This window comes from Streptococcus peroris ATCC 700780 (assembly GCF_000187585.1).
GTDB classification, from domain to species: domain Bacteria; phylum Bacillota; class Bacilli; order Lactobacillales; family Streptococcaceae; genus Streptococcus; species Streptococcus peroris.
Window position 1 is genome coordinate 528,789 of record NZ_GL732463.1, and the last position, 13,154, is coordinate 541,942.

Consider the following 13,154-nt stretch of genomic DNA (forward strand, 5'->3'; position numbering starts at 1 on the left):
TTTTTTATATATAAGGAGACCTACATTAGAAATACTCATACACATCAAAGGATTTATATATTTGTTATCTTGTAATATTATATTATCAAAAAAGAATAGCTTTGTCAATAAAAATATTCAAAAAATATCAAAAATTTCCAAACAAAAGAGAATTGCAATTCAATAAACAATTTTCAGATAATTATTGAAAAATCGCTTTCTTTATGTTATAATAATAGGGATTAAATGCGAGGTGAGTTATGGCAAACTTATTAGAAAAAACAAGAAAAATTACATCTATGTTGAAACGTTCTGAGGAACAATTCCAAGATGATTTACCTTATAATGCCATTACCCGTCAGTTGGCTGATATTATCCATTGCAATGCCTGTATTGTGAATAGTAAAGGTCGACTTTTGGGATATTTTATGCGCTACAAAACCAATAATGACCGTGTAGAGCAATTTTTCCAATCAAAGATTTTCCCTGATGACTATATTCAAGGTGCTAACATGATTTATGATACGGAAGCAAACCTTCCAGTAGAGCATGACTTGACTATTTTTCCGACTGAGAGTCGTGCTGATTTTCCTGATGGATTGACAACTATTGCTCCAATTCATGTCTCAGGAATTCGTTTAGGATCTTTGATTATTTGGCGTAACGATAAGAAATTTGAAGATGATGATTTGATTCTTGTTGAGATTTCAAGCACTGTAGTTGGGATTCAACTTCTCAATTTCCAAAGAGAAGAAGATGAAAAAAATATTCGTCGTCGTACAGCAGTAACGATGGCAGTTAATACCCTTTCTTACTCTGAACTTAGAGCAGTATCTGCTATTTTAGGAGAACTAAATGGTAATGAAGGTCAGCTGACAGCTTCAGTTATTGCAGACCGTATCGGTATTACACGTTCAGTGATTGTCAACGCCCTACGTAAACTTGAGTCAGCAGGAATTATTGAGAGCCGTTCTCTGGGTATGAAGGGAACCTATCTTAAAGTATTGATTCCAGATATATTTGAAGAAGTGAAGAAGAGGGATTACTAATGACCAAGGCTTTGATTTCGATTGATTACACGGAAGATTTCGTTGCAGATGATGGAAAATTGACTGCTGGTGCTCCAGCGCAAGCTATTTCAGATACTATCTATCAGGTGACAAGGAAAGCTTTTGAGCGCGGGGACTATATCTTCTTTACGATTGATGCTCATGAGGAAAACGATGTTTTTCATCCGGAAAGTAAACTCTTCCCACCTCATAACATCATTGGGACTAGTGGACGCAATTTGTATGGAAAGTTAGCAGACTTCTATCAGGAGCATGCTAATGATAGTCGTGTTTTCTGGATGGATAAGCGTCACTATTCAGCCTTTTCAGGGACAGATTTGGATATTCGTCTAAGAGAGCGTCGTGTAGATACTGTCATTTTGACAGGCGTTTTAACAGACATTTGTGTTCTCCACACAGCTATTGATGCATACAATCTTGGCTATCAGATTGAAATTGTCAAACCAGCTGTCGCTTCTATTTGGCCTGAAAATCATCAATTTGCGCTCTCTCACTTCAAGAATACCCTAGGAGCCAAGTTGCTTGATGAAAATTTAAGTGAAATAACTGAATAATTTTCATAGATATGTAAAAATATGAAAAAAGTATTGACAAGATTTGGGAAAGTTGATATACTAGTACAGTAATCGACGCGGGGATGGCGGAATTGGCAGACGCGCAGGACTAAGGATCCTGTGACCGCTTTAGGTCGTGAGGGTTCAAGTCCCTCTCTCCGCATAGGATAAGAGACAGCTTTGGCTGTCTTTTTTTGTTCATGAAAATAAGCCTTGTAAAAACTATCCTATTGTTAGGTAAAAAAAGAAAACGCTTTAAAGTTTAGGGAAAAACTAGCTTTTTTTGCTCAAAAGTGATAAAATAAACAATGTAAATGGGATATCCCATAAAAATATACAGGAGGCCTGATAAAATGGCAATCGTTTCAGCAGAAAAATTTGTCCAAGCAGCTCGTGACCATGGTTACGCAGTTGGTGGATTCAACACTAACAACCTTGAGTGGACTCAAGCTATCTTGCGTGCAGCAGAAGCTAAAAAAGCTCCAGTTTTGATCCAAACTTCAATGGGTGCTGCTAAATACATGGGTGGATATAAAGTATGTAAAGCCCTTATTGAAAACCTTGTAGAAGCAATGGGAATCACTGTACCAGTTGCTATTCACCTTGACCACGGTCATTACGAAGATGCTCTTGAATGTATCGAAGCTGGTTATACTTCAATCATGTTTGATGGTTCACACCTTCCAGTAGATGAAAACCTTAAATTGGCTAAAGAAGTAGTTGCCAAAGCTCATGCTAAGGGTGTTTCAGTTGAAGCTGAAGTTGGTACTATCGGTGGTGAAGAAGACGGTATCATCGGTAGAGGTGAATTGGCTCCAATCGATGACGCTAAAGCAATGGTTGCTACAGGTATTGACTTCTTGGCAGCAGGTATCGGTAACATCCATGGCCCTTATCCTGCAAACTGGGAAGGTCTTGACCTTGACCACTTGAAGAAATTAACTGAAGCTCTTCCAGGATTCCCAATTGTATTGCACGGTGGTTCTGGTATCCCTGATGACCAAATCCAAGCAGCTATCAAACTTGGTGTTGCTAAAGTTAACGTTAACACTGAATGCCAAATCGCATTTGCTAACGCAACTCGTAAATTTGCTCGTGAATACGAAGCAAATGAAGCAGAATACGATAAGAAGAAACTCTTCGACCCACGTAAATTCTTGAAACCAGGATTTGATGCAATCACTGTTGCAGTTGAAGAACGTATCGACGTATTCGGTTCAGAAGGTAAAGCTTAATCTAGCCTAGACATACAAAATAGAAACCTGCCTGTGAAGGTGGGTTTTTTGTATGACTAAAATGAATGAATCTATTTGACAATTATACTTAAGTAAGATAATATGAGCTTGTAAAACAACTTTCCTCCTTATATAGTATATATTTTCAGGGTAATTATAATTCATGAATAATTCTTATATTTTACTTAGACATGCTCATTCAAGATTTTCAAGTGATGATTTTAATAGAACTTTGTCAGAAAAAGGATTTTCATCTCTTGACCAGTTAGAGTTTTTGAATTCTTTTAATATTGATTATTATTTTTCTAGTCCTTATAAACGAGCATTTGAAACGATTAATAGCTCGCCAATTCAATTTGATAAAATAGTTCTTGATAATCGGTTACGAGAGCGAAAATTATCTTCAACCTTTATAAAAGATTCTGAGTTTGAGGACAGTATTAAATATTTATGGGACAATCCAGATCAATCTTTTGTAGGAGGTGAATCAAATCAAGTAGCTTTAAAGAGAATCCTAAATTTATTGGAGGAATTGGAAGGAAGATACTCAGATAAGACGATTTTACTGAGTTCACACGGGAATTTGATAGGAATACTACTACATCACTTTGATTCCAGTTTTGATTATGAAAAATGGGAGCAGATGACCTTTCCAGATTGTTTTCTAATTGATAGAAATGGGATTGTGAAAAGAATTATGAAAGATTAGTTCTTTGATTCAATAGTGATTCATATTGATCAAAATAGTTTGCCTTTTTACAATTCGTAGCCTGCCCCTAAGGGCAGGTTTTTTGGTGTTTTAAGGAACTATTAAACCAGAATTTCTGACTCAAAAGCACTATTTTAAGAGAGAAATATCTAATTTCATAATCTACAAGCAAACGCTTGCATTCCTTTTTTTATTGGATTATAATAGGTTGGTATAAATTCTTCTGTAATAATAAAAATTTAGAAGTTTTAGAAAGTAAGGATTTAGAATATTTATAGTCAAAAATACAATGTTGTTTCTTACGATAGGGAGATAGATATGGCAATGATAGAAGTGCAACATCTTCAGAAAAATTTTGTGAAGACAGTTAAGGAGCCGGGGTTAAAGGGAGCCTTGCGCTCCTTTATTCATCCTGAAAAGCAGACCTTTGAAGCGGTCAAGGATTTAACTTTTGAAGTTCCAAAAGGGCAGATTTTAGGATTTATCGGGGCAAATGGTGCTGGGAAGTCAACCACCATCAAAATGCTGACAGGAATTTTAAAACCGACTTCTGGTTTTTGTCGGATTAACGGCAAGATTCCCCAGGACAATCGCCAAGATTATGTCAAGGATATTGGAGTCGTTTTCGGACAACGCACCCAGTTATGGTGGGATTTGGCACTGCAAGAGACCTACACGGTCTTGAAGGAAATTTACGATGTGCCAGACTCGCTTTTCCGTAAGCGCATGGAGTTTTTGAATGAAGTTTTGAATTTGAAGGAATTTATCAAGGATCCTGTGCGGACTCTTTCACTAGGTCAACGGATGCGGGCGGATATTGCGGCTTCCTTACTTCACAATCCCAAGGTTCTCTTTTTAGATGAACCGACTATTGGTTTGGATGTGTCGGTCAAGGATAACATTCGCCGGGCTATTACTCAAATCAATCAAGAAGAAGAAACAACTATTCTCTTGACTACTCATGATTTGAGCGACATTGAGCAACTCTGTGATCGGATTTTTATGATTGACAAGGGGCAGGAGATTTTTGATGGAACGGTGAGCCAGCTCAAGGAGACCTTTGGCAAGATGAAGACTCTCTCCTTTGAGCTGACGCCAGGTCAAAGTCATCTCGTCTCTCATTATGAAGGCTTGCCTGATATGATAATTGATAGACAAGGAAATAACCTGACTATTGAATTCGATAGTTCTTGCTACCAATCAGCTGATATTATTAAGCAAACCTTATCTGATTTTGAAGTCCGTGATTTGAAGATGGTAGATACGGATATTGAAGATATTATCCGTCGCTTCTATCGAAAGGAGCTCTAAGATGGTCAAATTGTGGAGACGTTATAAACCCTTTATCAATGCAGGGATTCAGGAGTTGATTACCTATCGAGTCAACTTTATTCTCTATCGGATTGGGGATGTTATGGGGGCTTTTGTGGCCTTTTATCTCTGGAAGGCTGTCTTTGATTCTTCGCAAGAGTCTTTGATTCAGGGCTTCAGTATGGCAGATATCACTCTCTACATCATCATGAGTTTTGTGACCAATCTGTTGACCAGGTCTGATAGCTCCTTTATGATTGGGGAGGAGGTCAAGGATGGCTCCATTATCATGCGCTTGCTTAGACCAGTGCATTTTGCGGCCTCTTACCTTTTCACCGAACTTGGCTCCAAGTGGTTGATTTTTATCTCTGTTGGGCTGCCATTTTTAAGTGTCATTGTTTTGATGAAAATCATATCTGGGCAAGGTATTGTAGAAGTGCTAGGATTAACTGTCCTTTACCTCTTTAGCTTAACTCTGGCTTATCTGATTAACTTTTTCTTTAATATCTGCTTTGGATTTTCAGCCTTTGTGTTTAAAAATCTATGGGGTTCCAATCTACTCAAGACTTCAATAGTGGCCTTTATGTCTGGCAGTTTGATTCCCTTGGCTTTCTTTCCGAAAATCGTTTCAGATATTCTGTCCTTCTTGCCATTTTCATCCTTGATTTACACTCCGGTTATGATCATTGTTGGGAAATACGATTCCAGTCAGATTCTTCAAGCACTTTTGCTTCAGTTTTTCTGGCTTATAGTGATGGTGGGCTTGTCTCAGTTGATTTGGAAACGAGTCCAGTCATTTATCACCATTCAGGGAGGTTAGGATGAAAAAATATCAACGCATGCATCTGATTTTTATCAGACAATACATCAAGCAAATCATGGAGTACAAGGTTGATTTTGTGGTTGGTGTCTTGGGAGTCTTTCTGACTCAAGGATTGAACCTCTTGTTTCTCAATGTCATCTTTCAACACATCCCCTCGCTAGAAGGTTGGACCTTTCAAGAGATTGCCTTTATCTATGGATTTTCCTTAATTCCAAAGGGATTAGATCATCTCTTTTTTGACAATCTCTGGGCTTTAGGTCAACGACTAGTTCGAAAAGGGGAGTTTGACAAGTATCTGACTCGTCCTATTAATCCTCTTTTTCACATCCTCGTTGAGACCTTTCAGATTGATGCCTTGGGTGAACTTTTGGTCGGTGGAATCTTACTAGCGACAACGGCGACTAGCATTGCTTGGACTCTTCCCAAATTCCTGCTTTTTCTAGTTTGTATTCCTTTTGCGACCTTGATTTATACTTCCTTGAAAATTGCGACAGCCAGCATCGCTTTTTGGACCAAGCAGTCAGGTGCCATGATTTACATTTTCTATATGTTTAATGATTTTGCCAAGTATCCTATTTCTATTTACAATTCGCTCCTTCGTTGGTTAATTAGCTTTATTGTACCTTTCGCCTTTACGGCCTACTATCCTGCCAGCTATTTCTTGCAGGACAAGGATGTCTTCTTTAATATCGGTGGTTTGATTCTGATTTCTCTTGTTTTCTTTGTTATTTCCCTCAAACTTTGGGACAGGGGGCTAGATGCCTACGAAAGTGCTGGTTCGTAAGAACTAGAGTAAGACTAAAATCAAGAAAGGAACTTATGATGTTTGTAATTAAAGAAGTCAAGAATGAAGATCAAAAAATGGCAGTTGTCGCGGAGGTTTTAAAGGATTTGCCAGAATGGTTTGGAATACCAGAAAGCACGCAAGCCTACATCGAAGGAGCCAAGGACTTGCAAGTGTGGGCTGCCTATCAGGAGGGTGATTTGCTTGGCTTTGTAAGCTTGTCCTATTCTAGTGAAGATTGTGCAGAGATTGATTGTCTCGGTGTAAAAAAATGTCATCAAGGTAGAGGAATTGGGAGTCAATTGCTTGCTACTTTAGAAAGTGAAGCACGTAAAAACGTTGATTATTTACAAGTGAAAACAGTCGCAGAAGGCTCTAATCAAGATTATGACCGAACAAATGTCTTTTATCGCAGTGTTGGTTTTAAAAAATTAGAGATTTTTCCTCAACTATGGGATCCTCAAAATCCTTGTCAGGTTTTGATAAAGAAAATCGTTTAAAACTTCTTGACAAAAAAATTGAGAGTGCTATACTAAAGTGGTAATCGCCGATTTAGCTCAGTTGGTAGAGCAACGCACTCGTAACGCGTAGGTCACAGGTTCGATCCCTGCAATCGGCAAAGTGAAAGATGTCCATTTGGGCTTCTTTTTCTTTTTATAAAATTCTGACCACATAGTCTATGATGTTTACCACATAGACAAAATCTATTGTTTGTGATTTTTATTTCTGTTATAGTAGTAATTGTCAAGGGGAGATATAGCTTCCTAACAAAATAGAAAATGAGGTAGAATCATGAAAAAAGTATTAGGTATCGGATTTTTAGTAGTAGCAGGAGCAGTCTTGTATTTTGGTTTAGTTGGATGGCCAAGTTTGGATGTTAACATCTGGGCACTATTTCCAGTAGGTCTGTTTCTATTATTTACACTTGAAAATCTAGTGAAAAAAGATTATAAGGCCAGTCTCATGAGCTTGATGATTGCCTTTATCATTGCAAATGCTATTTTTGACATCTTGCCACTTTCAAGTGGTTTAGTTATCGGTGCAGGAGTGCTGGCTTGCGTGGGAATTGGATTTCTCATTCCTGACGTTAATAAGAAAGAAGCATAATACAAAAAAAGTCTCGAGCTTTCTCGAGACTTTTTCTTTATTGACCTGCGTAATATTTTTGAATACCTTTGACAATACCAGCCACTAATCTGTTCTGGTAGGCATCGCTACGAATCTGTTGATTTTCGTCGAAATTATCAATGTATCCTAATTCTAAAAGAACTGCTGGTTTATCAGTTTCACGAAGTACAGCAAAACTTCTTTGGAGGAGACCTGCATCCTTGGCACCTGTTTCAGCTAGAAGAGAAGAGTGGATGTCAGCTGCAAGACGATTGCTTTCACTGATTCGGTCGGGATTGTTATGCCAGTATTTGTTGATCCTAGAAGGATAACTAGGGTCTGCTTCATAAGAATAAGTTTGAATACCAGCACTATTTGAAGCTGGATTTCCACTAGCATTAAAGTGAATACTGATCAATATATCTGAATCAGTATTGTTGGCTATTCTTGAACGTTCAGTGACAAAGTCGACAAAGACATCACTATCTCTAGAAGAAAGGACAGTATAGCCAAGACCTTGGAGTTCCTTGCGTAATTTTTGATAAACTTGCATGGTTAGGTCTTTTTCATTAGTATTGTAATAAACAGCACCAGGATCTTTACCGCCGTGACCTGGATCTAGGAAGATGATGTTGTTATATTTCCCCTTTTCAAAACCACGACTCACAGAAGCTTCACCAATCCATTTTCCATCACTTTGAAATTGTTGGTTTTTTCCATCTATTTTATGGGTTCCTGTGACATAAACACCATTTTCATCTACATAGTAACGAGCTTTATAGTAGCTATCATCAATCCACTCACTCTTAGCCATGTAACCACCTGCCTTGAGGTAGTAGGAGCCAATCCATTCACGCTCTGCATAAGCACCACCGGATTTCAAATAGAACCAACTATTGTAGTTTTTATCGAATATCCATTCTTTTTCAGCCATGGCACCACTATCTTTTAAGTAGTAGCTACCTTGCCATTGGTTGCTTGCCATTGTGGCATCATTATTAAAGTAGTACCAGATCCCACTAAATTTTTCCCACTTGTTTTTGATTAATCGACCAGAAGCTTGGGCGTAGTACCATTTCCCATCCTGTTTTACCCAAGCGCTCTCAGCCATGGCACCACTATTGGTAAAAATATAGCCGTCAAAAATTGTGTTGCTGAGCATGACACCGTCTTTATCAAAGTAATACCATACACCTCCGACTTTTTCCCATTTTTGTTGAGAAATTTTTCCATAAGCGTTAGCGTAATACCATTTATCTTTAATGTTAGCCCAACCACTATCAACCATAGCACCACTACTAGTCAGAATATAGCCATCAAAGATAGTATCGCTGAGCATGATACCGTCTTTATCAAAGTAGTACCATTTTCCGTTGATCTTTTTCCAGTTTAGTGTAGGTTGGTTAGCTTCATAGAAGCGCCAGATATTTTTCTCTAATACCCATCCATCTTTTTGAACTTCAGGCGTTTTGTTTGCTTCTTTATTTGTTTGACTTTCATTTGGATTCGTTGTGGAAGGTGTTGGGACACTTGATTTTACTTCAGTGGATGGGGTGTTCTTTTCAACTTTATCGGTTGTTGTTTGTTGCTTTGTTTCAGCTACAGTAGTTTGTACTTGATGTTCCTCAGCTACAGCTGAACTTGTTGCGAATCCTAGATATGTAAGCGTGATGGCACTAGCCAAGAGCGTTTTTTTCACTTGTTTTATCTCCTATTCATTAATAATCTCTTTTTAAAATTTCATTAGAAAAGCACCTCATGTGGAAGAACTAGTCACCAACTGTTGAGATGCTGGCATGGTTTATTTTTATTTCATCATAAAGATTTGAATGATCATGATGATGTAGATGAGCAATGTCAGCAGAAATCCAGCTCTCCAAAAGAATTTAAGGAATTTTGGATAATAAAAACTACGTTTTTTGCTCAGGAAGAAAAAGGCTAGAATGATAGCCAGTAAAGATAAGGCAGCTCCCAAAATGGGAAGTTGACTGTGTGTAAAAACCTTAGCAGTAATTAAATAATATTCGAAAATGAGAAAAGGGAAAGCCAAATCAGCAAAGTTGATGCCCCTTTTATTTAACTTAAAAAAACGGCTTAGTATAATTGCTAAAGCTAAGGTTAATACCAAAAGCAAGACGGAAGCGAATTTCATTAAAATCATAACAATATTGTATCATAAAAATTGAAGAATAGAGAAGCAAATTTCTTGATTTATCAATGTTTTTGTAAAAATAATTGTTGAAATCTAATTTTTCATGCTTAATTAATATTCAATGTATATTGAGTACAAAAAAGATAATAGTTTGAGCCCTCATGATAAATCTTTTTTATGGTGACCATAGAAAATATATATTAGTCAGAAGAAAAGAATCGTAGTAGAATGAGTAGCAAATAAAACAAAGGAGCATCTTATGAAATTAGTTACGTTATGGTCAAAACTCTCACTAGGAATCCAATTATTGGTGGCTTTGGTCTTGGGTGTTATCGCTGCGGTCATCTGGCCACAATTTGCAGGCTTTTACCAATTTTTAGGACAAGCCTTTATTAAATTGATCAACATGGTCATCATTCCACTAATCTTCCCGACTATCGTTGTTGCTGTAGCTGGTGTTATCGGGAAAAAATCTTTTGGGAAAATCTTGACCAAGAGTTTGGTTTACTTTTTCACCGTAACAACTGCTATTACGCTCTTGTTTGTATTTGCTAGTTACTATTTAGGATTTGGTCAAGGAGTGAATATCGGTCAAACTGGTGGAAACCTTGATGGGATTGCTAACAATGTCAAGTTCAGCGAATTTTTGCTTGGATTCATTCCATCAAATATCGTTAAATCTCTTTCAGATGGCTCTCTATTGCCAATTATCGTTTTTGCAATCTTTCTTGGTTACGGAATTGGAAATCTTAAATCAGAGAAATCTCAGAAAATTATCGCAGGTTTCCAAATTTGGATTGAAGCCATCTATAAGATTGTTGCAGTCATTATTAAACTATCACCGATTGGTATTTTTGGATTTATCGCTAAAGATGTTGCAACTACTGGTGTTGACAAGTTGATTGGGCTTGGTCAGTTTGTAATTGGAACTTATTTGGCTTATGCTGTATTGGTTCTGCTTATTTTCCCTTTGATTGCTTTCTTCTTTAAAGTACCGTATTTATCAGCCTTTCGTGAAAATTGGAGTCTCTTGACTCTGGGCTTTGTTACTGGTAGTTCTAGTGTAGTCTTGCCATCCCTTCTTAAAGATTTGAAAAAACAGGGGCATGACGAGCATACAATTGATTTAGTTGTTCCTTTAGGATATACGTTTAACTTAGAAGGAGCAGCGGTTTATTTCTCAGTAGCGACCATCTTTATCGCCCACGCCTATGGTATTCAATTTTCTTTATCAAGTCTCTTGTTTACTGTTTTACTCTTGACCTTGATTGGAAAAACTGCGGCAACCGTACCATCAGGAGCTATCGTAGTTCTACTTGCTGCAGCACCTCAATTGGGCTTACCAGTTGAAGGAGTAGCCTTGATTTTTGCAGTTGATTTCTTTGTCAATGCTGGTCGTACCATGATCAATGTTTTGGGTCAAATCTTAACAGTTAGCGTTATCGAAAAAACAGAAGGATATATTTTAGAAGAAGAAAAGGAAAGCCAATTATCAGTCAGCTTTTCTTAAGGAGATATGAATAATGAGTGAAGCAAAAGTTTATGTGATTCACGAGAATCTAGAATGGACTCAACATTTAGTGAAATGGTTGGAAGAATTAGAAGTCCCTTATGAACTTTGGGATTTGTCTAGTGGGATTTTAGATTTGCAAAGTCCACCGCCACAAGGTATCTTTTACAATCGTATGTCTGCGTCTTCTCACACAAGAGGACATCGTTATGCGCCAGAATTTACAGAGCAAGTGATTACTTGGTTAGAAGCACACGGACGCAAAGTTGTGAATGGTACCGGTGCTATCAACCTTGAAATCAGTAAAGTCAAACAATATTTGAAGTTAAACGAGTCTGGTATTGAAACGCCTGCGACAGTTGCAGTTTTGGGTCAAGAAAATATTATTGAGGCAGCAAGAAAGTTAAATATCTATCCTTTGATTACCAAGCATAATCGAGCTGGAAAAGGATTAGGAGTTCAACTCTTCCAAAATGAAGAGGAACTGGAAGCTTATGTCAATAGTCCCCTCTTTGAACCTTCGGTGGATGGGATTACTTTGTTACAAGCCTACATCAAGCCAAGTGATGGACGTATCCGTCGTTCAGAGTTTATCAATCAAAAATTCCTCTACACTGTTTCAATCGATTCTTCAGATGGTTTCCAACTTTGTCCGGCAGATGGTTGTCAAATCGGCAAGAGACCAGAGCAACTAGAAACGTCTGAAAAATTCCAGATTACAGAACCTCTACCAGATGACCGGAGAGAATCTTATGAGAATTTCTTGAAAAATGCTCAGATTGAAGTTGCGGCGATTGAATGGGTTCAGTCAGAGAGTGGAGACATTTATGTCTATGATGTAAATACCAACACCAACTACAATCCTACCGCAGAAAAAAATGCCAATATTTTTGCTCACCAACATTTGGCTCAGTATCTAAAAACAGAATTGCAAGCTCTAACGAGTGGTCAATAAAGTAGGAAATTCAAAAATCCCCCAGTATCAAATGACTGGGGGATTGATTTGTTTACTAGGTGAAAACTTATGGCTTTGCTTTAAAGTCTGGATCCTTCAAACTTTGAACGCTGGCATTGATGACAGCACCGATGATCAATATCTTGGCAATGATAATGAACCAGAACATCATCACAACAACGACGATAGAACTGAAAAATCTGACATCAACGAGATAATTGACATAATTGTTGAAATAAGCTGCAAAGATGTTTAATAAAGCAATCGTCGTAACTAGTACAAAGAGACTTCCAGGTATGACGTAGCGAATCTTACTTACTTTAACATTTGGTAGGAAATAATAGAGCATGATTACGATTGCAAAAAGAAAGGCATAGATCAGCGGTCCTGTAAAATCTTGTAGATAAGAAAACAGAGCACTCTCGGATTTCCAGTAGTTTTTAAGCAAATCCAACAGCATATGGCCGAACATACTGAGGAATAAGGCAAGGGCAAAGAGAATTTGAAGGCCAAAGCTAACTAAGAGACTCATCAGCTGGTGTGAGATAATTCCTCTATTTTTTGCGATTCCATAGGCTTTATTAAAAGCCTTTTGAAGAAAATTCATGGATTTGGAGAAAGTCCAAAGAGCTGATAAGATAGCAAAGCTTAGTAAACCTGTCGATGGTTGAGTCAGAACTTCTCTAACAATCTTCGCAACAACTTCATAGATTGTATCTGGTAAAAATTCCTTGATTGTTAATAGAAAGTTTGAGATGGGAATTTGAAAGTAGGGTAAGATATTGACCACTATCATGAGTAAAGGGAAGATTGAAATCAACCAATAGTAGGCAACAGCAACGCTAGTTAACTCACTATCGGAGGCTTGATAGTAGTGCAAAAAAGCTTTTAATAAGGGTCTATCAGTCAGCTGTTTCCACAACTTTTTCATGTTACAATCCTCCAACTTTCTTTCTGTCTTGTTT

At 37.6% G+C, this 13,154-nt stretch carries 14 protein-coding genes and 2 tRNA genes; 13 read left to right on the top strand and 3 right to left on the bottom strand.

Features of this window, described 5'->3' with window-relative positions:
- Positions 1-239: 239 nt before the first annotated feature.
- The 11 genes from codY to HMPREF9180_RS04615 all read left to right on the top strand — a co-directional run bounded on the left by codY (position 240) and on the right by HMPREF9180_RS04615 (position 7,572).
- A complete protein-coding gene (gene codY, locus HMPREF9180_RS04565; protein ID WP_006145308.1) occupies positions 240-1,028 on the top strand; it encodes a GTP-sensing pleiotropic transcriptional regulator CodY in 789 nt (262 codons plus the stop codon).
- The gene (locus HMPREF9180_RS04570; protein WP_006145309.1) at positions 1,028-1,603 is read left to right on the top strand and encodes a cysteine hydrolase family protein; all 576 of its coding nucleotides are present in this window, start codon (positions 1,028-1,030) and stop codon (positions 1,601-1,603) included. The genes codY and HMPREF9180_RS04570 overlap by 1 nt, the downstream gene beginning before the upstream one ends.
- A 77-nt stretch (positions 1,604-1,680) precedes the next feature.
- Positions 1,681-1,766, top strand: a tRNA-Leu gene (locus HMPREF9180_RS04575).
- 190 nt (positions 1,767-1,956) lie between these two features.
- Positions 1,957-2,838, top strand: a complete 882-nt coding sequence (locus HMPREF9180_RS04580) for a class II fructose-bisphosphate aldolase (RefSeq protein ID WP_025168640.1) — start codon at positions 1,957-1,959, stop codon at positions 2,836-2,838.
- 163 nt (positions 2,839-3,001) lie between these two features.
- Positions 3,002-3,547, top strand: coding sequence for a histidine phosphatase family protein (locus tag HMPREF9180_RS04585; RefSeq protein ID WP_006145311.1), 546 nt, complete (start codon positions 3,002-3,004; stop codon positions 3,545-3,547).
- A 318-nt stretch (positions 3,548-3,865) separates the two neighbouring features.
- Positions 3,866-4,858: an ABC transporter ATP-binding protein gene (locus HMPREF9180_RS04590; protein WP_006145312.1), complete on the top strand. Its 993-nt coding sequence runs from the start codon at positions 3,866-3,868 to the stop codon at positions 4,856-4,858.
- A 1-nt stretch (position 4,859) separates the two neighbouring features.
- Entirely contained in the window at positions 4,860-5,678 is an 819-nt protein-coding gene (locus HMPREF9180_RS04595) for an ABC transporter permease (RefSeq protein ID WP_006145313.1), read from the top strand.
- 1 nt (position 5,679) lies between these two features.
- Positions 5,680-6,465 carry an ABC transporter permease gene (locus HMPREF9180_RS04600; protein WP_006145314.1) on the top strand — a complete coding sequence of 262 codons (786 nt, stop codon included), beginning with the start codon at positions 5,680-5,682 and terminating at the stop codon, positions 6,463-6,465.
- Between the two features lie 38 nt (positions 6,466-6,503).
- Positions 6,504-6,965, top strand: coding sequence for a GNAT family N-acetyltransferase (locus HMPREF9180_RS04605; RefSeq protein ID WP_025168641.1), 462 nt, complete (start codon positions 6,504-6,506; stop codon positions 6,963-6,965).
- A 46-nt stretch (positions 6,966-7,011) separates the two neighbouring features.
- Positions 7,012-7,084, top strand: a tRNA-Thr gene (locus HMPREF9180_RS04610).
- Between the two features lie 173 nt (positions 7,085-7,257).
- Positions 7,258-7,572, top strand: coding sequence for a hypothetical protein (locus HMPREF9180_RS04615; RefSeq protein ID WP_006145316.1), 315 nt, complete (start codon positions 7,258-7,260; stop codon positions 7,570-7,572).
- A 37-nt stretch (positions 7,573-7,609) separates the two neighbouring features.
- Here the strand turns inward: HMPREF9180_RS04615 and HMPREF9180_RS04620 are convergent, their stop codons facing one another.
- Together HMPREF9180_RS04620 and HMPREF9180_RS04625 are read right to left on the bottom strand one after the other, a co-directional pair.
- Positions 7,610-9,271 carry an N-acetylmuramoyl-L-alanine amidase gene (locus HMPREF9180_RS04620; RefSeq protein ID WP_006145317.1) on the bottom strand — a complete coding sequence of 554 codons (1,662 nt, stop codon included), beginning with the start codon at positions 9,269-9,271 and terminating at the stop codon, positions 7,610-7,612.
- Between the two features lie 108 nt (positions 9,272-9,379).
- Entirely contained in the window at positions 9,380-9,739 is a 360-nt protein-coding gene (locus HMPREF9180_RS04625) for a DUF3397 family protein (RefSeq protein ID WP_025168642.1), read from the bottom strand.
- A gap of 244 nt (positions 9,740-9,983) precedes the next feature.
- Between HMPREF9180_RS04625 and HMPREF9180_RS04630 the strand changes: the two genes are divergently transcribed.
- On the top strand, positions 9,984-11,234 hold the full coding sequence (locus HMPREF9180_RS04630) for a dicarboxylate/amino acid:cation symporter (RefSeq protein WP_006145319.1): 1,251 nt from the start codon (positions 9,984-9,986) through the stop codon (positions 11,232-11,234).
- 13 nt (positions 11,235-11,247) lie between these two features.
- Complete coding sequence (locus tag HMPREF9180_RS04635) at positions 11,248-12,189, top strand: ATP-grasp domain-containing protein (RefSeq protein WP_006145320.1); 942 nt, start codon at positions 11,248-11,250, stop codon at positions 12,187-12,189.
- A gap of 67 nt (positions 12,190-12,256) precedes the next feature.
- On the opposite strand, the gene HMPREF9180_RS04640 is transcribed toward HMPREF9180_RS04635, so the two are convergent.
- Complete coding sequence (locus HMPREF9180_RS04640) at positions 12,257-13,120, bottom strand: YihY/virulence factor BrkB family protein (RefSeq protein ID WP_006145321.1); 864 nt, start codon at positions 13,118-13,120, stop codon at positions 12,257-12,259.
- Positions 13,121-13,154 lie beyond the last annotated feature (34 nt).